At 49.0% G+C, this 21,298-nt stretch carries 16 protein-coding genes; 9 read left to right on the top strand and 7 right to left on the bottom strand.

What is annotated here, in order from left to right; genetic code table 11:
• The first annotated feature begins 283 nt into the window (after positions 1-283).
• Positions 284-1,204: an Rpn family recombination-promoting nuclease/putative transposase gene (locus AC6I8T_RS23910; RefSeq protein WP_497834554.1), complete on the top strand. Its 921-nt coding sequence runs from the start codon at positions 284-286 to the stop codon at positions 1,202-1,204.
• Positions 1,205-1,256: 52 nt separating this feature from the next.
• Here AC6I8T_RS23910 and AC6I8T_RS23905 read toward each other — a convergent pair whose 3' ends face one another.
• From AC6I8T_RS23905 to AC6I8T_RS23890, 4 genes are all read right to left on the bottom strand, one after another.
• Positions 1,257-2,618 (bottom strand): RHS repeat-associated core domain-containing protein, encoded by a 1,362-nt coding sequence (locus tag AC6I8T_RS23905; protein ID WP_497834553.1) that lies wholly within the window; start codon positions 2,616-2,618, stop codon positions 1,257-1,259.
• A 61-nt stretch (positions 2,619-2,679) separates the two neighbouring features.
• On the bottom strand, positions 2,680-3,771 hold the full coding sequence (locus AC6I8T_RS23900) for a hypothetical protein (RefSeq protein ID WP_497834552.1): 1,092 nt from the start codon (positions 3,769-3,771) through the stop codon (positions 2,680-2,682).
• A 266-nt stretch (positions 3,772-4,037) separates the two neighbouring features.
• Positions 4,038-5,090, bottom strand: coding sequence for a hypothetical protein (locus AC6I8T_RS23895; RefSeq protein WP_497834551.1), 1,053 nt, complete (start codon positions 5,088-5,090; stop codon positions 4,038-4,040).
• Between the two features lie 148 nt (positions 5,091-5,238).
• Positions 5,239-7,131: a glycoside hydrolase family 18 protein gene (locus AC6I8T_RS23890; RefSeq protein ID WP_497834550.1), complete on the bottom strand. Its 1,893-nt coding sequence runs from the start codon at positions 7,129-7,131 to the stop codon at positions 5,239-5,241.
• A 333-nt stretch (positions 7,132-7,464) separates the two neighbouring features.
• Here AC6I8T_RS23890 and AC6I8T_RS23885 point away from each other — a divergent pair, with 333 nt between their 5' ends.
• On the top strand, positions 7,465-9,168 hold the full coding sequence (locus AC6I8T_RS23885) for a ricin-type beta-trefoil lectin domain protein (protein WP_497834549.1): 1,704 nt from the start codon (positions 7,465-7,467) through the stop codon (positions 9,166-9,168).
• A 71-nt stretch (positions 9,169-9,239) separates the two neighbouring features.
• Here AC6I8T_RS23885 and AC6I8T_RS23880 read toward each other — a convergent pair whose 3' ends face one another.
• The 3 genes from AC6I8T_RS23880 to AC6I8T_RS23870 form a co-directional block, all read right to left on the bottom strand.
• A complete protein-coding gene (locus AC6I8T_RS23880) occupies positions 9,240-9,965 on the bottom strand; it encodes a hemopexin repeat-containing protein (protein ID WP_497834548.1) in 726 nt (241 codons plus the stop codon).
• Between the two features lie 24 nt (positions 9,966-9,989).
• Complete coding sequence (locus AC6I8T_RS23875) at positions 9,990-10,697, bottom strand: hypothetical protein (protein ID WP_497834547.1); 708 nt, start codon at positions 10,695-10,697, stop codon at positions 9,990-9,992.
• A 149-nt stretch (positions 10,698-10,846) separates the two neighbouring features.
• Positions 10,847-11,584 carry a prepilin peptidase gene (locus AC6I8T_RS23870; protein ID WP_497834546.1) on the bottom strand — a complete coding sequence of 246 codons (738 nt, stop codon included), beginning with the start codon at positions 11,582-11,584 and terminating at the stop codon, positions 10,847-10,849.
• 142 nt (positions 11,585-11,726) lie between these two features.
• Here AC6I8T_RS23870 and AC6I8T_RS23865 point away from each other — a divergent pair, with 142 nt between their 5' ends.
• The 7 genes from AC6I8T_RS23865 to AC6I8T_RS23835 all read left to right on the top strand — a co-directional run bounded on the left by AC6I8T_RS23865 (position 11,727) and on the right by AC6I8T_RS23835 (position 21,223).
• A complete protein-coding gene (locus tag AC6I8T_RS23865; RefSeq protein WP_497834545.1) occupies positions 11,727-12,419 on the top strand; it encodes a response regulator transcription factor in 693 nt (230 codons plus the stop codon).
• Between the two features lie 5 nt (positions 12,420-12,424).
• Positions 12,425-13,096: a LuxR C-terminal-related transcriptional regulator gene (locus tag AC6I8T_RS23860; RefSeq protein WP_497834544.1), complete on the top strand. Its 672-nt coding sequence runs from the start codon at positions 12,425-12,427 to the stop codon at positions 13,094-13,096.
• 167 nt (positions 13,097-13,263) lie between these two features.
• Positions 13,264-14,757, top strand: coding sequence for a phosphoethanolamine transferase (locus tag AC6I8T_RS23855; protein WP_497834543.1), 1,494 nt, complete (start codon positions 13,264-13,266; stop codon positions 14,755-14,757).
• A gap of 188 nt (positions 14,758-14,945) precedes the next feature.
• On the top strand, positions 14,946-15,638 hold the full coding sequence (locus tag AC6I8T_RS23850; protein ID WP_497831675.1) for a LuxR C-terminal-related transcriptional regulator: 693 nt from the start codon (positions 14,946-14,948) through the stop codon (positions 15,636-15,638).
• Between the two features lie 130 nt (positions 15,639-15,768).
• Complete coding sequence (locus AC6I8T_RS23845; RefSeq protein ID WP_497834542.1) at positions 15,769-17,127, top strand: ComEC/Rec2 family competence protein; 1,359 nt, start codon at positions 15,769-15,771, stop codon at positions 17,125-17,127.
• Positions 17,128-17,331: 204 nt separating this feature from the next.
• Positions 17,332-17,928 (top strand): response regulator, encoded by a 597-nt coding sequence (locus AC6I8T_RS23840; RefSeq protein ID WP_497834541.1) that lies wholly within the window; start codon positions 17,332-17,334, stop codon positions 17,926-17,928.
• Entirely contained in the window at positions 17,885-21,223 is a 3,339-nt protein-coding gene (locus AC6I8T_RS23835) for an ATP-binding protein (protein WP_497834540.1), read from the top strand. Before AC6I8T_RS23840 ends, AC6I8T_RS23835 begins: the two co-directional genes overlap by 44 nt.
• Positions 21,224-21,298 lie beyond the last annotated feature (75 nt).

Raw genomic sequence — 21,298 nt, 5'->3', positions numbered from 1 at the left:
GCGACGCACGTCAAAATATAATAATTTTAATTTCTACAACCTCTTTTAAATCGAACAGCTTATTTCTGTTTGCAGATAAAAAACTCAAAAAGCCACCCTTTCCTTCTCTGAATCAATGGATAACAGCACAACAATGTAAGTTGAACCTGTTAGAAAAAACAAAACTCTCGTCCAGCATATTATCCCTGATCACACTTCAACCAATAGGGTTTTAACGACTTATTTATTTCAAACCATCATGATAGCCTCAGCCGGAATTAAAACAACCAAGGGAAAAGGCACAATGAATGCAACAGCAACACCACATGACGCTTTCTTCAAAAAACACCTGACTTATTTACCGACCGCCAGAAAATTCCTTGAAACGTATCTTCCCGAGAAAATACGTTCACATTGTAATTTAAAAAGTTTGCAAGTGGTGCCGACGAGTTTTATCGAAAATGATCTGAGCGCATTTTACTCCGATGTCCTTTTTTCGATGGAGACCGATTGTGGTCAGGGTTTTGTCTACAGCCTGATTGAACATCAAAGCACCCCCGATAAGCACATGGCATTCAGAATGATGCGCTATGCCATTGCGACCATGCAGCGCCATCTTGATGAAGGTCATGATGAGCTTCCGTTAGTGGTGCCTTTCCTTTTTTATCATGGCAAAAGTAGCCCCTACCCTCATTCGATGAATTGGCTGGATGTACTACACAACCCCACACTGGCGAAAGAAGTATTTTCCCGCCCCTTTCCGCTTATCGACATCACGGTAGTCTCCGATGAAGAGATTCTGACGCATGAAAGTTTGGCGCTTCTTGAATTCCTGCAAAAGCATGTACGCCGTAAAGACTTGCAGGAAATTCTCGACCCGTTGGCGACATTATTTGCGTTGAAGTACAATACCGATGAGCAAATGGTGGCGGCAGTTCGCTACATCCTGCAAACCGGTGAAACCGCTTCACGCGACAAATTTATCGAAGCACTGACCCAGGGCAATCCGCAACTCAGGGAGCACATTATGACGATTGAACAAGAATGGCGACAGGAATCACGTCAGTCAGGTATGCAAGAGGGTTTCGAGAAAGGTATCGAGCAAGGCATTAAGGAGGAAAAGCTGAGCACTGCACGCCGTTTACTCGCCATGAAACTTGATCTCGCAACCGTTTTGCAAGCCTCCGGGTTGACCGAACGCGAATTGCAACAACTCAACGCCTGAAGCCTTGCTTAATTATGTAGCGGCGCAATGATCCCGCCGCTACATAAGGTCGCTATGACCGGAACTCTGTGCTGATGCGTGAGGCGAAGTCGACATGCAAGCTCAGTGTGCTTTGACCGCGTAATCGTGGTAATACCATTGGTGGGACAAGATGCCCGCCCTTTCTGGCGCAGCAAACCGGGACCGGGTCCCCATCCAGGTAAATGAGTCGCATATGTTGCTCCAGTAATTCCTGCTCCTGCATATCAAGGCCACTCAACGCCCCCTGCCTTGCACCGCGCCCTAATTGGGCTGGCGAGAAACCCACCATTTTCACTGGCCATCCACGGGAAAAATTACGTGCCGCGGCATAGCTCGCGGCTGCTGCCCCCAGCGAATGCCCGGTAATGGTCACGGCTGTTTTTACCGGAACTTCTTTCATCAGGGCATTAACCAATTCATCAGCATCTTTATAGGTTTGCGGAACGTTGCCGAAGAAATTCGCCACATTGGCCGACATCTGCCTGCGCCATATCGAGCGGTTTTTCCACATGCGTGCAGTCAAATTTTTCGAAGCGTAGCTTCCTGAAGAGGTGCCGCCAATGCTGACCACATAGCGTTCCGGTTTGTCGTCCTTTGCCGCTTCATGAAAAATAAAGGCAGCCATGCCACTTTTACACGCTTTAATCCCGCTGTTTTGACCCTGCCGGGATAACCGGCTAAAACGAGGGTCGCCGGTCTGATGCATGCGATTGATGACTTGCAGCTCCATCTCAGTAGCCTGTACACCGTGGCTAGCGGTTTTCGAAGTGTTGTGATGGTAAACAAAGTCTGCATAAGCATTCGCTGCATAAACCTCTTGATCGCTGACCGCCATTCGCCCATCGTTATCGCGCAGCGTCATGGGGTTATTGCGCACAAAGCGATAGGTATTTTCCCCCTCAACATTGCCCAAAGGGTCGGAATTGATCCAGCGCCGCAGCCAGGGGGCATAATAGCGATAACCATAGTAAACCAACCCGCTGGCATCCCGCTCTTTACCCGCATAGCGCCGGATTTTTCCTGCTCCAGGGTTCCGATGACTAACGCGCCAGCTCGCCGTGCCGCCCCAGGGATAATAAACTTCGTGACTCAGGATTTTACCTTGTACATTCAGCTCCAGCGTATGACTGCCGCTTTGGTCAGTGGTATTGAAGCGTACCTGGATCCGCAGCCCATGTTCGGGTTTCCCCGAACACCCTTGGTCAATACAAACCTGGTTGAGCATCACCACCTGTCGTTTTGCCGTCAGCTCTCGACTGCTGCGGGCGATACGAATTTCCAGGCCGGGCAGGTAACCCACCCAATGCTGCTGCGGCACTGTTTTAATTTGCCGGAAGGATGATTTTATCGCTCGCTGCCCTTCACGGACATAACGGTATTGTTCAGTAATCATTTCCAGGTATTCCCCTGTTAAAACCTGTCTGAAAAATACCCGTTATCATGTCCGATAAATATTAATCCTGCTGAGGAGTGGCACGCGCCATAAGTATTGGAATTCTACCCGGCACGGGTACAAGTTCTACGCTCGGCAGCCTGTTATAGGCTTCCGACGCCCTGACCTCAAGTTTACCGACTAATTCTCGTGTTAAATCGAGTATCTCCTGTGCCCCATAATATCCCGGATTATTGGGCATCCCCGGTAAATCTGGCCATTCAATGTTGAATAAAGGCGCACAGTTTAATTCAAACTTATATTGTTGCTGATCGTAATCAGCAATAAATTCCTTTTCTGTCTTTTTCAAATTTTCACATCTATCGGTGACTTGTTTTGCATTATTGATAGCCTGGTCGAGAGTTTCCAGATACTGATGAATCGTTTTCTTCTGTTGATCATCACCGCTGGCTATTTCTGCCTGTTGCAACTCAATCCGTGCACGCGACAGCGTAATCAGATTGTTTTTAACCTGACCAGATGTAATATGACACTCCCACAGACAGGTTGTGTCACTGCTCAAGGTTAAGTGCAGATCTAAATCAGCATTAAGTATTCTGTTAGTATCATACACCGTGCTACAAAGCTGATGTTCACTGGATTTATCCGGAAGCTTGCTGACAAAGCCAGCCACGATTCTTTGCCCACCACTGACGCATCGGCGCATTTTATTGTAGCTCTCGCGTTGTGGTCCGGTTTTTAACTTGTGATCTCTTTTATATCTTTGATGCCTTAATCTGGAGAGTTTGGCCATCCCCTTTTCCACGGGTGACATAAATATGTTTGCCGTCTCGCTGCTGGCTCCCACTGTAGATACCGCCGATGCAGAAGAATTTATTGCTGACACGGCGATATTCGGAAAGTTGATAGTCTGCAATACTGCACTTATCGCGAGAATTTTCTGTCCTAACGTTACCGGCTTTAATTCATTAACACTTTGAGGAGAGGATGGGACGGAATTTGATGAAATCTTGAACCCATCCATAGTGTTTCTGAACATAGCCTGTGAGTAATTTTGTTTAAAGTCAGTTTTTTTTGACTTAAATTCTTTACCATTCAACTCAGGATTAGTTAAAGCCCGGGACCTGGCTGAATCAACTGAAGCAATCGGCATTATTATTCCATTGTTATCAAATTGCTGATATTTTAAGGACCAGACATTCGCCTGGAAGCAGGAAAAACGGCAGTGATTGTAGGCAATTCAGCGTGGAGATTTTATGATATTTTGTGGTGGGAATTGTGATTTCAAGATATGCATCTGCTTTTGCATATATCTGATAGAACAGATATTCAATATATACCTGAGTGAGTAATGAGTTAATTCGAATCCCTGATGGCCGCACCAGCCAGCCAATGAATGGCCGATGGCGCAGGCTATTTTCAGGAAATCGTTGGCCTTCTTGCTAATATGCTGAGCTGATTTCTAACCTGCATCTCCAGCACATCGATATTGCCCTTTATAACCCTCACCTTATTGATATTATCCATTAGCAAATAATATGATGGATCGGAGGCATTGATATCAAAATCCGGCAATCTGAACCGTCCACTCAGCAAATCATCACAATGAAAGACAATATTGTTTGAGACTTGTTGATACTTGTTCTGGATGATAGCGGCCTTATTTGCCATCACGATACATCGATTACTTAACGTCTCAAGTTGCTCAATGGCAGCATTAAGCGCTATTCTTTTATCCAGTATGGATTTTCTGATTTTTCTGTCATCGTAGGTGATAAGTGAGTCATTCAGTTGGGTAAGCATGGTATCTAATTCAGCCACTTTCGTACGATAGACATCAATATCGCTGAGTAACACCCGCATCGTTGCCGGACATTCCGCCATGCACATGGTACTATTAATATTGGTAAGTGAAAGGTTTTGCTCTTGTATGGCTATCCTGATGGTATTAAACACTCTGCCACAATGGATAATTTCATCAGATATCTGAGGTATGGGTTCGAGCATTTCATTTATCCGTTCCTGATATTTGCCGCCACAGGCATGCAACGCATCTGCCCGTGCGTTCAATAACTCGAAAGTTTCAGGGATATTTTCCCTTTTCTCCCGTATGGGTATGGGTTGTAAGAGTCCAACGGGTTGATGCTGTTCTGCCGCGAGTGGTGACAAAAGGCTTACTGCCTGAATCCTGTCCGTGGCCTGGATATTGGTCAGAAGTGGCGTAAGATTGATTGTCGATGCATAAAGGCCTGTCAGCAGGAGTTTGTCCCATGTGTCTGTTTTTAACATGGGGAGTGGATCACGTTTCCGGGTATTGGAATGAGGAGTGAACGCCTCCGTTTGATTCTTGATATCATTTAACGCTCCGGTGACATTTTCGGTGACCCGGTTAACTTTTTGGTATCTCTTTAAGTGGATTTTATTATTAAACTCCCACGAATTAACACGGTGTTGAAAATAATCAGTACCCATTCAATGTTCCCTATATATGATCCATTTATTAAACGTTCTTTACTTCCTCTTTTACCATAGCCAACTTGACCGATTTCACCATAAAAAACCCCGCTAACCGGTGCTCGGTTAACGGGGGATTAATTTTATAAACCTTACTACAACTGACTTATTTAACGATAGTCCAGGCTTCCTGCCATGCCCAACCCATGCCAGGTTCGTAGGCACTTGCCAGGCCACACCAACCGTTGCGACCGTGATCAGCGCGACATTCATAGGTATTACCATCACGGCCCTGTACTTTATCACCGGCCTGATAGGCTTTACCCAATTCCCAACCGGTGTTCCCACCTGGTTGTTCTTCGTTGCTGGCAAGATGCTGAATGTTCACGACGCTCGGTAAAGAATTCTGTTTGCCATCGTTAACCGTCAGGCGGAACTGCAAGCTTTCCGACTTAGCCGTTTTACCTAAATCGAAACTTGCCTGCACGCTTGCCGCGTTGTTGAGTTGTACCGGGGTACCGGCAATCTGTTCCCATTTATAGGTCAGTTCTGCACCTTCCAGGTCGGAAGAAGCGGAGCCGTCAAGGGTGACACGCCCTTCTTTCAGCGCAGTCGGTGTAGCGGTGATGCTGGCAATCGGTGCCTGATCTACCACTTCTTCGTCATTTTGCACTTTGTGTTGGATATTGAATTCATACGGGGCGGAATCTTTCGCACCATCGTTGACCGTCAGACGGAACCGCAACGTCTGATCCTGCACCGGGTTGTTCAACGAGAAGGACGCTTTCACCTGATCGCTGTTCATCAGTGTCACTGTCGGACCAGAAACCTGTTCCCATTTGTAAGTCAGTGCACTGCCTTCCGGACCGGAAGAGGCAGAACCATCCAGTTCAACATAATCTGATGCGCCAGTGATAACCGCGGGATAACGAGCTTGTGCGATTGGAGCCTTGTCAATCACACCACCATTACCACGATCGGCTGCATCCTTCATCTCTGCAACGTAGGCAATCTGATCGTTAATGCGCATTTCCTGGTCATTACGACCCAGAGTCCAGACGAAGAAACCGCCATAATTATTGGCCGCCTGCCATTCCGCACGGGCGACGTTGTTTGCACGCGTTTCTACCCAACGAATATCACCCTCACCCCACTGGCTGTTAATGGTCTGGCCCATCACGATTTTAGATTTGTCGCCAACTGCGTTAGCGTAGTTACGCATAGCCACATCATATTTAAAATTATGACCCGCGTCATAAGCCATGACGTTATAGAAATCGAACACACCTTTACTTTGCTGGAGCAGGTTCAACACTTCACCAAAGTGGATAGATCCTCCGTTGAAAGAACAATCCGGGGTTTTATTTTCCAGGCAACTGACCGGATCCGCACCCACATGGTAGGTGGTCAGGCTGAGGATTTTATTGCTGTTGGCACCCAGCAACGCTTTGACACGCTGCGCCAGTTTCAGCAGATGGTCATTCTCTTCCGGTGTCAGACGTGCCTGTTTTTCGTAGTCGAAGTCAATACCGTCCAGATAAACGGTACCGGCACGCTGATACCTGGTCATATCACAATTGCCGTTCCAGTCGGTCGCCGAACATTCACCGGCCATTTCACTCGGTTGCATGTTCTTTTTGTATACCGGGAAACCGGTATTCAACAACTTAACCATGCCCTGAGCAATCTTCTCACGGTTCGTCTCGCTGGCTAAGTCTGACCACATATATTCGAAAGTTTCACCGCCGAACGCCAGCATCATTTTGGTGTTCGGATTGGCAAATTTAGTCTGAGTCCATGCAATATAGGTTGGCGCCATATGTTCTGGCGCATAATCTGACTTCAGTAATTCATCAGATGTTGAGATATTTCCCGAAGTGTCCCAGCGACCAAAAGACAGCATAAAGGTGTCCATTTTGCTCTGCTTAAGGTGTTCAGCAGTAAATTCGTTGGAACTCCAGGAGGTAAAATAACTGATCGCGCGCTGCTGATCAGCCGCCTGAGCGCCCTGCGCTAATAATGCGGTGCCGATAAGTAAAGATAAGGTGAGCTTTTTCAAAATTTCCTCTGAATTTTTCATTAAGTAAAAACAAGAGAAGTATATCGAAGTCCTCTGCAGGAGATTTCTCTCTGAATTTATGAAATGTGGTAAGGCGAGGTGGGAAATTCCTGCCCACCCCCGATCAAAGTCGGCTGATTTTCACCCCCCCCAGGTAGTAATTATATGAAAACCCTCATATATCAACCTGAGATTATCGAGATATTCAGGTTGTCTTATGGCGTACACCCCTATTTATTAAATACCCTGTCACTTAATTCTGACGAGTTAAGCGATGTACTGTGAATTTTCGGCATCGCCCCTCAATGTCTCTTATTTACGAATGGAGTTGTTATGTTTAAAAAAATACTACAGCTATCCTGCCTGACATTACTTCTTCCCTCTGCCTCTGCCCTCGCTATTGGCCACACCCCTGGTTCCCATTCAAACTTTACCTATTCTAACCCCCCGGCGGGATTTGATTCTTTCAATATTACGCTGAATGTTAACCGCGACCCCGGTGCTGCTGCGGATCTTTTTTGGTCAAATCAGTTCGGCTTTAATACTAATTTTGAGTACGGTTATATTGGCATGCAGAGCAATGATGTCGATCCAAAGGAACGACATTTCTTATTTTCTGTCTGGAATGCTACGGAAGCGAAGGCCGGTAGCGCCGGTTCCTACTGCGTCACCTTCACTGAAGGCGTAGCCGGTTACAGTTGTCGTCTTAATCACTTCTGGACCACAGGTGGAAGTTATAAGTTCAATGTAGAGCATACAGGTGGGGGCTGGTTTACCGGTAGCGTCGTGGCAACACAACCAGATGGCACCGTTGAAGAATTTGAATTGGGCAGTGTCAAAACCACTGCCAACCAGCTCACAACCTATCTGCAAAGCTGGACCGAGTATTTTGAATGGAATAGCGATCGCGCCACATGCCTGGGTCAGCCTTATAGTTCGGTACAATTTTCATTTCCCATCGGTATTTCAGGCGGAAATCGTTGGCAGGGTCAGGTTGCTGATAGCGGTATCGTTGATGACTGTAAGGACTTTTCCAGCGTTGCAGTTCTGGACAGCGGTCCGGTGCAGCGCAATGGGCTGGGTAACTCCTTGCGCGGTTTACTGGAAAGCAAAGCAGATCAAGGATGCCTGACAGCTGATTCGATCAGCGAAGCGGCGAGTCTGTCGCTGCAAGCCTGCACCGTCCGGGGGGAAAGCGGCTGGGTGTATTCAAAGGCCGGCAGTCTGGAAATAAGGGATAATTACTGCCTGGCATCCAGCGAACCTGACATGGGGGATCTTGCGCTACGCACCTGTGATCATACCAGCCCGAATTTCCATTGGGACATCAGCAGAGGCGGGCAGATCAAAAAAATGAAAACTGATATATGCCTGACCGACCGCGGCACCAATAATAAAGTGGCGCTACTGCAATGTACCGGTGCGGCGAACCAGCGCTGGTCGATTGACCATCTCGGCCGGAATAATAATGGTTGTATTGTCAGTCTTGATAGTGGCGAGAAATATTGCATGTTGCCTGGCGAGAAAAAGGCTTATTCGTTACCCAGCTCGATCTATAAAAACAACGTGTATGTTCTGGCTGATCATGGCACATCCGTCATCCTTTCTGATTGGGACAACCTCTCCTATAACCGGACCGCCACATTTAACGGCACGGTGGTCAATGAGCAGCTAAAACATGTCAAAGCCGATAATGGCGAGTTCCTCGATTTCTCGCGCCCCGCGTCGATGCGCGTCGTAACCAGCGAGACACCATTGGGATGTATTGTCAAAATCACCACCAGCCAACAATTCTGTCTGCCGGCTGGCGGTAATGCGGGCTATGAATTACCTGCCTGGATTAAGGGCGCGGAAGTCTACGTTGAAGCAGACGAAGGGGTTTCCGTGACGCTCTCCGACTGGAGTAACCTTTCCTATGGACGAACAGCGACCTTCACGCACTATGTCAGCAATACCCATTTAAAAAATGTTAAAGCGGATAACGGTGAATACCTCAACTTCAATAAACCCTATTCAATGCGGGTGAATGCGGAATAAGCAATGGAAACATAATGGCGCTGGATGGCGCCATTATCGATAAATCAACGCCAGCCAGGCGACGTATTTATTTACTGCGGCGTGACACTACCGCCTTGTGGTTTATGGAGAAACAGATAGACATTATTATCCGCGACAAAGCCGCCCTTAACACCATGGTAGTCTGCCGGCAATCCTGACCAGACATCACTTATTTTTTGCGGATTTCCTTCCAGCTGGCCGGTTTTGGCATTCAGTACCGCAAAGTATCCTCCAGAAAAAAGATAGGTTTTCTCTTTTTCAGTAAAGGGGACTGGCATCGCGGCATCTATTTTCCTGGCGAATAGCGTGCCGCTAAGGCCAGGAAACATCGCGGTAGTTTTTTGTGGTTCTTTCCAGTTAGCATGGTAGACAACAGCAGTATCGTTCTTGATGAAGATGGAACCGCCAGATAGAAATGCTGTTGTCCTGGGAAGATTGAAGATGACATCAGCCCCCTGACGCAAAAACTCAGGCGCTTCAGCGAAGATATCATCACTGATAAACAAGTATTGCCCCGTGGAAGGAACAAAATCCGCCAGATTAGTACCGGAATAAATACTACCCTCAGTGATTTCAAAGTCGATTGCACCATTAATCGCGCTGGCAAACGGAGTGCCTTTCAACACCGGCCATTTATCGATGACATGGATTGGGGTTTCACACTGGTTGCTGACCGAACTGCATATGGCAACCAGGTAATCCACCCCTGCCGCATAAACAGGTAGGGTATAACTCAGGGCACCACACAGTGCCAGACTCGCCAGATATTGTTTCATGTCAAAATCCTTTTTTACTGTGACTTATTTAGCCTGAGGCAGGTAAGAGAAGAGATAGACAACATCATCCCCGATGCTGAAGGCGCCATATACGCCCCGCCAGGCTTCCCATAAACCGGAGAACACCTCAGTAACTGGCCTGGGTTCACCATCAAACTGACGCGTATTAAGGTTCAACGTTGCAACATAACCTCCGGCGAACAGAAAAATCCGTTCATTTTCGGTGCCCGGCACTGGAACGGCAGCATCAATGTTGCCAGAGAAAATTGTCCCAGCCAGACCAGGAAACATAATGGCCAAACTTTGTGGGGTCCACCATGTCCCTTGTGTCCCACCATAATAAACGGCAGTGTCATTTTTCACATAAACACTCCGATTGTTAATACCATCGAAAACGGCATCAGCCCCTTCCTTTTGCAGGAATTCAGGGGCTGAAGTAAAAACGCCATCACTGACATGATAATATTTATCTATTCCAGGATTGAATAAACCGACTGAAAGACCTGAGAATAAGGTGATATAACCTGATTGCGGATCGATGCCGCCATTAACAATATTTGCAGCAGGCGTGCCTTTCAGTCCAGGCCATTGTTCAACGATCGGTGTTGGCGGCGCGCATTTTTTGTCTGTTACATTACATTTTGCCACCATCAGACTGACTTCGGCAGCAGAAGCGGGCATCATATTTCCTACCGCGCCGATTAATGCGAGACTGTACAATATCTTCTTCATATGAGAACCTCTTATTTCATTTTTGGATGACTTCATTATTATTTAGCAATAAGAGGGATTTCATTGTGAATATACTATGATATTTCTCTCACCCGTTACCGACGAAAAACGTTAACCTGGAGAACGGTGAGTATATTAACTTTATGCGATTAACGATAAATCAGCACCCAGCCTATCGCCGCAATGATTGGATAAGGTCCAAAGGCAAATGGCTGGTCGGTTTTAATTCGCAGGAATAATACCGCTGAGGCAATCGCCAGCAGTGAAGAGACACTGAACAACGTTAGTAGCGGCTGCACCCCAAGCCATGCCCCCAATCCGGCAAACAGCTTCATATCGCCCATCCCCATGCCGTCGTAGCCGCGCAACCAGCGAAACACCAGCGAAAGGCACCAGGGCAGCCCAAATCCTATCCCTGCGCCGAGAGCCGCAGCGGTAAAATCCGTCACGCCCTTCCCACTGACGGCGAATAACAACGCCAGCACTAACAGCGGTAACGTCAGACGGTCTGGCAACAGCTGGGTTTGCAGATCGATAAACAAGAGCGGCACCAGTAGCGAAATCATCAGCAGGTCAAACAGGCTTTGACTGGTCACCCCCTGTTGCCACACCACCAACGCATAAAGCAGCGCCATCAGCGCTTCCACCAGCGGATATTGCCAGGAGATCGCTTGCTGGCAATGAGCACAACGACCACGCAGCAGCAGCCAGCTAAATAACGGAACATTGTGCCAGGGTTTCACTGGCTGTTGGCAATAGGGACAATGCGACGCTGGCCACGAGAGTGTTAGCGTCTGCCCCAGCATGATGCGTGGCAGCCGATAGATCACCACATTACAAAAACTGCCTATCACCGCGCCCAGCACGGCAAATAAAAGCACCCACATATTCTCCTCCAAAAAATAAGATACCGGAGCGCCCCGCTCCTTTTTCTGACCTGTACTAAAGAATGCTCTTTATCAAGCGGTTATCTTTCTCCGCATCAGGTGAGCGCTTCCGCATCACCCTTACACTTCCCGGAGATGCAACATGAAAGCCCGTATCGTTATTGCTGATGAACATACCATTATTCGTCGTGGCGTGATGTCGATGATCACCAATATGCCACCCGCTGCCAATGACAGCTTTGATAAACCCGACTTCACCGTGCTGGGCGACACCGCCTCACCCCAGGAGCTGATGGCGCTGCTGTCGCACAATCAGGTCGATATCCTGTTCCTCGGTTTCTCGCTTTCCACTACCCAGACCCAGAACCCCATCAGCGGAATGGACGGCGTCTCCCTGATTAAGTGGATTAGCCGCAAATATCCGGCGATGAAAATCGTGGTGATGTCACCGTTTAAAAACACCCTGCTGATCCGCCTGGCGCTTGAAGCCGGTGCCAAAGGCTACATCAGCCGTGATACCTGCGAGAAAACCCTGTTGCGCACCCTCAGCTCGGTGCTTAACGGTGAAGTGTATATCGAACGTGAGTTGATGGACTCGATGTTCCGTCGCGATAACTACTCCCTCACCGGTCAGGAACTCTCACCGCGCGAGATTGATGTGCTGCGTATGCTGTGCAAAGGGTTGTCACTGACCGATATCTCGGTACAGATGAACCTCAGCAACAAAACCGTCAGCGCCCACAAACTGCGGGCGATGGAGAAACTGGGAGTGAAAAGCGACTGCCAGCTATACTGCCTGATGGCGAAAACCCAGATGTTTGATATTGCGATTTGATAGTTATGCAAGCACGTATTGTTGTTGCTGATGAGCACATTCTGGTCCGCCGCGGGTTGATGGCAATGATCCATCAACTGCCACCGCTGGGCGGAGACTTTTTTTCCCGACCGGTTTTTACCCTTCAGGGTCATGCAGACTCACTGTCGCAGCTACTGACGCTGCTGGCCGAGCATCCGGTCGATATTCTTTTTCTTGGTTTCTCGCTGGCAAAGGTGGGCAATGGCAGCGGCACCCTGCTCGAATGGCTGCGGGAGCACTATCCCACGCTGAAGGTGGTGGTGATCTCACCCTATAAAAATGCCCTGCTGGTACGGATGGCGCTGGAAGCCGGAGCAATGGGCTACATTGGTCGCGACTGCTGTGAGAAAACGGTACAAAACACGCTGCGTTCACTGCTGAACAACAAAGTCTTTGTTCAGCGCGGCCTGATGAACGCGATATTGCTGCATAAAACCGGCTCTCTGGCTGGCCAACCTTTATCGCCTCGTGAAGTCGACGTATTACGCAGCTTGTATGAAGGCCTGGAACAACCCGAGATCTCCAGTCGGATGGGGCTAAGCAATAAAACCGTCAGTGCACACAAGATTCATGCCATGGAAAAGCTGGGCGTGCAAAGTGATTGTCAGCTGTATTGTCTGATGACGGTCGCACAGATTTTCGATGAGGTAATTTAATCCGCTTTAATCAGGTCGGTATAAAAACCGACCTTAATTATGCTTTATCTTCTCATTTCATTATCAGAAATAATTCCCACCTCGATCATTTAACTCTTAAATAACTCCGCGTAGTTTTTATCGTTTAGCAAGACGACTTTTATTTAATTATGCCAGGTAAGATGATCATGTCAGGGAAGACAGTTAATGCTGCGAGTCAGACATCGAAATACATAAAAAAATTAAAATGGGTTATCCCGGCCACGACTGCCTCTGTCATTATTCCTGCCGCCACAGGATATCCAGGCAATGCTAATACTCTATTAACTTTCACCCTACTACTGCTTGCCAGAAAGAATCTACTTACCCTCATCCTGGCCTGCCTGGTCTTGTTAGCCATTTCCCTTTACATACCTGTCGGTTACAGCTTTGGCAAAATTGACTACAGTTACGTTGCCTCAGTCTTCCAGACTAACCAGCTGGAATGTCTGGAGTTTGTAAGGGGTGTCAGCGTCACAGCATGGTTTCTTCTATTTTTCGCCGTTTGTGCAGTTGGTTTATTTTTCAAGTATGGCAAAGACTTCAACACCCAATATCGCGCGGTATATTTCATTGCGTTTATATTAATCAACATCAACTCCTGGCCCAAGCGATTCATCTTTTCCACCATCACTCACGTACAACAGGTCAGCGCAGAACTGGATAAACTCACGCAATCGCTTATGACACCTGATGATTTTCACACTATCAGCGGCAAGATAAAATATAAAAATGTCGTGGTGGTGATTGGTGAGAGTGTCACCCGAGATTATCTCTCTGTTTACGGTTACAAACATAACACCACGCCGTGGTTAAATACTGTTCCCGGAACCTTCTTCACTGATTATATCTCAACCGCACCAAACACCTGGTTGTCATTACCCCGTACGCTCGCACTAACCGATGGTGTCAACGCCCAGGAAAACAACAGCATCGTGGCGTTGGCAAATAAGGCCGGCTTTAATACGTTTTGGCTATCTAATCAGGGTTTTCTCAGTGACACTGATACACCCGCCACGATCATCTCCAGCAGGGCTAACCACAGAAACTTCTTTAAAAAAGGTGATTACAATAGCAATCATTCGGACGATATGGCCCTGCTGTCGCCATTACGCAGCATTGTGTCAGAACACAGCGACACGCCTAATGCGATTTTTCTTCATATGATTGGTTCTCATCCGGATAGCTGCTCACGCTTAAATGGCTTCCCGATCAATTTCCGCGTGTCTCCGCATGAAAGCGTCAATTGCTATCTCGCCACCGTTCAGAAACTCGATGCGTTTTTGCAGCAGGCACACCAGATTCTGGCACAGAATGGCGAGCCGTTTGCGCTGTTCTATTTTTCTGACCACGGGATGACCATCGACAACAGCGACAGGCCGGTACGCCACGGTAGCGACGCCCGACAAAACTACCATGTCCCACTGTTTATCCTTACCAGCAATGACCACCAACATCTGACCGACGACACTCCCATCAGCGCCAGCCAATTTATTGCTTTGTTTTCCTGGATTGCCGGCATCAGCAGCGATCTCATTCCGGCACACGCGCCTGAACAACTCTCAGACAAGCAACGAACGGTGTTTAACGGGCAACAGAGGGTTCCGTACCTGGCGTTACACGAGAATGACATTGTTCAATAAGCAATCAGCAGCAGGGGGACACGACCTCCCCCCTGATAGCAGAGAAAATCGTCTTGTCAGCGGAGTCTCCCGACATCCCGGCTATGGTTTTCTTACCCGTACTAAAGAAACCTCTTTATCAGGCGGATATATTTCTCCGCATCAGGTGAGCGCTTCCGTATCACCTTTACACTTCCCGGAGATGCAACATGAAAGCCCGTATCGTTATTGCTGATGAACATACCATTATTCGTCGTGGCGTGATGTCGATGATCACCAATATGCCACCTGCTGCCAATGACAGCTTTGATAAACCCGAATTTACCGTGCTGGGCGACACCGCCTCACCCCAGGAACTGATGGCGCTGCTGTCGCACAATCAGGTCGATATCCTGTTCCTCGGTTTCTCGCTTTCCACTACCCAGACCCAGAACCCCATCAGTGGAATGGACGGCGTCTCCCTGATTAAGTGGATCAGCCGTAAATACCCGGCGATGAAAATCGTGGTGATGTCACCGTTTAAAAACACCCTGCTGATCCGCCTGGCGCTTGAAGCCGGTGCCAAAGGTTACATCAGCCGTGACACCTGCGAGAAAACCCTGCTGCGCACCCTCAGCTCGGTGCTTAACGGTGAAGTGTATATCGAACGTGAGTTGATGGACTCGATGTTCCGTCGTGATAACTACTCCCTCACCGGTCAGGAACTCTCACCGCGCGAGATTGATGTGCTGCGTATGCTGTGCAAAGGGTTGTCACTGACCGATATCTCGGTACAGATGAACCTCAGCAACAAAACCGTCAGCGCCCACAAACTGCGGGCGATGGAGAAACTGGGGGTGAAAAGCGACTGCCAGCTTTACTGCCTGATGGCGAAAACCCAGATGTTTGATATTGCGATTTGATATCTGAAAACACGTCATCTTCGCTGCATGACAGGTCCTGGAAATGCTGATGAGTTTACTAAATCTTGAGCATTTGCGGTTAACATGTTGTAGCGTATGATTTTATGTCCAGATGACAAGGCGTTTTCAGATGGAAGAAGTCAAATTTATAGGTTATGTTTCGCATGAATTTCGTGAATCTGAAGAACCGACAACTGTAGGTGGGTTTTCCCGTTCAGTCTGGACAATTGATGGTTATCTGGCAGAAGATTTAGACAACCAAAGTCATGACAACATCCAGCTTTTAAGAGCAGAGATTTTTTATAATAGTAACGCGCCCCTAAAAATAAATCGGACCTGGCTTAGTCGCACCACTAAAAGAAGAACAAAACCACTTATATTTATTCTTACCTCTTCCAACAAGGAAGAGGCTAACGGCGGAATATTTGCTTACTTTCAAAACATTCAGGAAGGCTACCGATACATCAAAATAACACCTGTGACAGAGCCATTTTTGCACCTTTCTGACCTTCGGCTCGAAGATTTAATGCAGGGGAGAGAGTTCTACTTGTATAATAAGGTAGCGGAAAGGATTTTATCCACTCGTTACAAATCTAAAATAAAGCATGCGCAATATATTAAATCACGCAACATAAACTTAGTGACTGAACCGATAGGACAGGGGGCGCTGTCACGCTTGATCACGAGCAATGGTATTACCAGGGGGTTGTTTGATGTAGGGCATGGTACACCCATCACTAAGAACGTCATTACTAATGGAACCTACCGGTTCGACGATCAATTGCATACTACACAAGTCGTTTTCCTTTCTCATTGGGATGAAGACCATTTTCAACTTGCAACGCATGTGAAATTTAATTTTTTACTGGATTGTTATTGGTATTTCCCGTTCTCAATAGACATAATAAATAAAGGGGATCTATACAAGGCATTCGAGTATGAATCAAGATTATTGGTATGGGAGACAATTTTAAAGATTGTTAAAAATAACAATTTTATGGTTATTGACCATGAAACCGAAGGGAAAATTTCACTGGGTGCGAACAAAGTGGTCTTGTACGCCTGTGGGAAAAAAGACGAAAACTCGAACAACAGGGGAGTTGTGTATATTCTCAGCACACAGCAGACCGGTTACAAGATGCATGTCTTCATACCTGGAGATGCTGATTATCAAATAAAAGAGGCCTGGCTTAAATGGAGCTATACCTCAGTTATAGCCTCCCATCATGGTTCAAAGCATTTACCGTCATTAAAGCTGACACCAGCAAGACTCCCCTTACCCGCAAACAAAAAGGCAAAATTTGTTTTTAGCTTCGGTTTTAATGACCACCACAAACACCCATCAAATACAGCTATTTCGCTTGCGCAAAACCAGGGTTATGTCGTTGATTTTACCTCGGACAGATATTGGCAGAACGTTCCAAAGTACAAATTTTTCAAGCTCTCTCTTTATAATAAATTTGCAAAGCAGATTTATCATTTAGATTAGGTTTATTGGTTCTCATTAACAGATAGCGAACCGGCCATCAGCCCGGGCTACTCTGCTAAGAATCACCTGCTAACTCATTTCCTGTGCTGATGGCAGTATAAATATCTTGCAGAGCCAGTCACATCTCGTGTGGGGGGGAAGCAGTCTCCCCGCGATCTCTGCTATATAGTAGAAGCGACAGCCCCTTTTTGAGACTTCGTGCCTATGAAAAAAACAGTCCTGATTGCGGATGATCACCCGGTTTATCTGCTGGGGTTACGTACCCTGCTACAAACACGCCACGATCTGTATGAGATCGTCCATGAAGCCACCAGCGCTGACCAACTGATGACGCAACTGGCGCAACGACCGGTGGACATTATTATCACCGATCTCAGTATGCCCGGAGAAAAGGCTCCAGATGGCCTGGCGATGGTGCAGAGTCTGACACGTCGCTATCCACAAAGTATGGTGGTGGTGATCACCATGATCAGCAACCCGGAACTCCTGGCTGCCCTGCGCCGTCATGGCGTGCATGCAGTACTGAGCAAAAACAGTCTGTCAACTGAGCTTATCAGGACCCTGCGCCGTCCACGTCAACAGCAAAGTGACACCAGCAAACCCGAAGCCCATCTCACTCAACGTGAAATTGAAGTACTACGCCTGCTGTTGCGCGGCATGACGGTCAACCAGATTGGCGAGCAGCTCAACCGCACCAAACAAACCATCAGTACGCAAAAAAACAGTGCCATGCGCAAGCTCGGGGCCACCAACGATTATGAACTTTTTCAGTGCGCACAAAGCCTGGGGCTGGGCAGCTAACGTTTTCCTTCTGTTGTTTACGCTGTGCGTACCCGCCGCGCACGCCGCTCCGTTGCGTATTGGACTCCTCAACGAAGCCGCCCCTTTTGACGCCATTCTGGCCGATGAAGCCAGCATCTTATTTACCGCGCCACAGTTGGTCCGTCTGAATAGTCGTGAAGACGCGTTGAATGCGCTAAATCTCAGACAGATTGATTTATTGATCGCCACAACCCCACCGCTGCCCTCTTTGGCGGGAAGCGATCCGTTGTTGGCCTTTCCACTCAGCATATTGAAAACCAACCCCCCTGGCGAGGGAGCCACGTTACGCTTTCCCGCGATCCCGGTCAGTCCCTCGCTGCCGGATAACCAGCCTGGCGACAGTGATCTGCATGAGAATATTCAACGACTGATACGCGGTGAAGCCAATCAATTGATCGCCCCGGCGTTTTTGCTCAATCGCTATCTGTCACATGCCCCTAATACCGACCTGGTCCTGAGCAGTGACAGCAAGCTACCTTCATTGCATTTCTACGCCTGGTCGCTGCCATCACGACATAATCTGATAGTCGAAGTTAACCAGCGTATTGCCACGCTCAACCAGACGGATGCCGGGCAGCTGGAGAAAAAATGGTTACTTCCCACCGGCAGCGTTTTCAGTGCGCGTTATCCCCCCAACGCGGAACTGGCCCCGCCCATTGCCGTGCAGGTCGTGGTGCCGGATGCTCCCCCGCCGTGGGTGCAAATCAATGAAATGGGTGAGGTACGCGGTGTCTGGTATAACCTGCTGACGGCGATGTTCCCTGAAAGCCGCTTTAGCCTGACATTCGCCCTGCAAACCCCTGTTCAGGGTAGCCCTGACGTTCCTATTAATCTGCAAATCATTGCCGCTGCAACGTCACCTGACCCTTTGGCGGTGCCGTTTGACGCCCTTAACTGGGGGATCGTCAGCGCCGCAAAGAGTCAGCTCTCCGGTTCTCTCACCAGGCTAAAAGATAAACGGATTGCCGTACTGCGTTATTCGCCCTTGTTAAGCCAACTGCAAGACCGACTGTCTGCCGATAATCTGGTGATCGTGGATACCCTGGAACAAGGGTTGACCTTACTGCATGCCGGAGGAGCAGAAGGCCTGGCGGGGGAGATCTTCAGCCTGGGTTATGTATTAAAACAACAAAATGAACAGCAGCTACGACTGACCCCACTTGATCTGGCTGAAACGCCGCTCTGGTTTACGATCAGCGCCGCCGATAATGCCGATACACAGCGGGTACGGCAGGTACTGGCGTCCGTCAGCCAGACTGAAGTCGATAATAGTCGCGCCAGAAGTCTGGTGGCATTGCAAAGTAACCGTTTGACGGGCAATAACCTGTGGCTTATTGCTTTGGGGATCGTGGCGCTGTGCGCGGTGCTGCTGGCGTTGGTGGCCTTCAGTCTGGCGCAAATACAACGTCGGCAGCGTGAGCGCGATACCGTCGCGTTACATAATGCCCTGACGTTGTGGCAAACCCTGATGAACAATGCACCGGTGCCGCTGTTTGTCTGTGATCCATCCGGCACCCTGACGCGTTTTAATGACGCCTTCCGCAGCGCGCCCTTTCTGCCCCCAACATTACAGGAAGGTGCCATTCTGGCTGACCTGCCGTTGGGCGCTATCGCCCGACAACTCGCGTTGCCGCAGCGTCTGACCTTGCTGAATTCTCCGCTACCGATCACCGGCGAAACCACGCTGGATGACGGCATCACCACCCTGTTCTGGTGGTTGTGCAGCTTTAGTGACAACCGTGGTCGGCCGCACGGAATGGTCGGCGGTTGGGTCAATATCAGCGAAAAAGCCGCGCTGACCGAGGCACTGAATCATGCACTGTCGCAGGCGAAACAAGCCAGCGAGGAAAAATCGGCGTTCCTGGCACGCATGAGCCACGATATCCGCACTCCGCTCAACGCGGTCCTCGGGCTGCTGGAGCTGGAGCGCGATCACAATCAAAATCTGGATATTGCCTGGCAGTCAGCCGTCACGCTGCGCGATCTGATTGGCGACATTCTTGACCTTTCGCGCATCGAAGCCGGGGAATTGCAGCTGGATCTTGCGCCACATAATCTTTATCAGGCGTTAAGTGTCAGCGGTGAAATATTCTGCCGCAGTGCGCAGGCTAAGGGACTGAGATGGCATAGCGAGCTGGCGCTGTCTCACAACAACCATTACCTGTTTGATAAAACTCGCCTGAGTCAGGTAGTCTCCAACCTGCTCAGCAACGCCATCAAATACACCCGAGAAGGGGGCGTGAGTTTTATCGCGCGTGAGCTGCCGGGCAAGTTGATCCTCACCGTACGCGATAGCGGCATCGGGATGTCGGCAGAAGCGCAGTCCCAGTTGGGACAGGCCTGGTTTCAGGTCGACCAGGCCACGCCGCAAAGCAGCGGCCTCGGGCTGGCCATTTGCCACCAGTTGGTGAGACTGATGTCGGGTACGCTGCGTGTAACCAGCCAGGAGGGGCAAGGCACTGAGGTCGAGGTCCATATACCGCTGGAAAGAACCGAGGAACAACCTGTCGACACCCCCATCACGCCCACCCAGTTGTCGCGCCAGCATGTGTTGGTGGTGGATGATTTCCCCCCCAATCTGACGGTGCTACGTTTGCAACTGGAGAAATTTGGTATGCAGGCCAGCTGCTGTGGCAGTGCGGATGAGGCGTTGGATTTTATCGCCCGCCAGCCCGTCAATATTCTGATTACCGACTGCCAGATGCCACAGATGGATGGATATGAACTGGTACAAACCCTGCTGATCCGTGAGCTGCTGGGACAGGGTAGCGCCCCGGCGATAATGCTGGGCTGCACCGCCAATGCCTTGCCACGCGAAGAGGAGCGCGCGCGGCATGCTGGTATGGACGACCTGCTACGTAAACCCCTGACCGCTTCACGTTTGCATCACGCGCTGGCACAGCATAACCCTGAGACGCGGCAGGAGCCGAACCTTGAAGCACTCTATGCGTTGGCAAATCATCAACCTGACGTTATCGAGCAGATGCGGCAGCAGATGCATGATGCCATTCGTGGCGACCTGGCGTTGTTGACATCGCCCTTCCCTGAGCCGGAGGAACTCAGCCGCATTGCACACCGGCTGAAAGCATCATGGAGCCTGCTGGGGATGGCTGCGGCACTGCGCGCCTGCCTGGTGCTGGAGTCGCTCCCGGAATATCTCGACAGCGGGCGCGTGGCGCGAGCAGATATTCAGACTTTAGTGATAAATTTCTCAGAGGTGATGCAGCGAAGCCTTACGCGGCTGGATGTGGCGCTGAGGACAGAACAGGTCTGACGTAGCGGCGCGATCTATTGCGCTATTTTACCTTCGCGTGATAAATCACGCCGCTACGGAATAACGTTTTAGCCA

It is taken from the genome of Pantoea sp. X-Soil-OKNW-556, assembly GCF_059730695.1.
The sequence above is the reverse complement of the archived record's forward strand: the minus strand, read 5'-3'. Positions and strand labels throughout refer to the sequence as shown.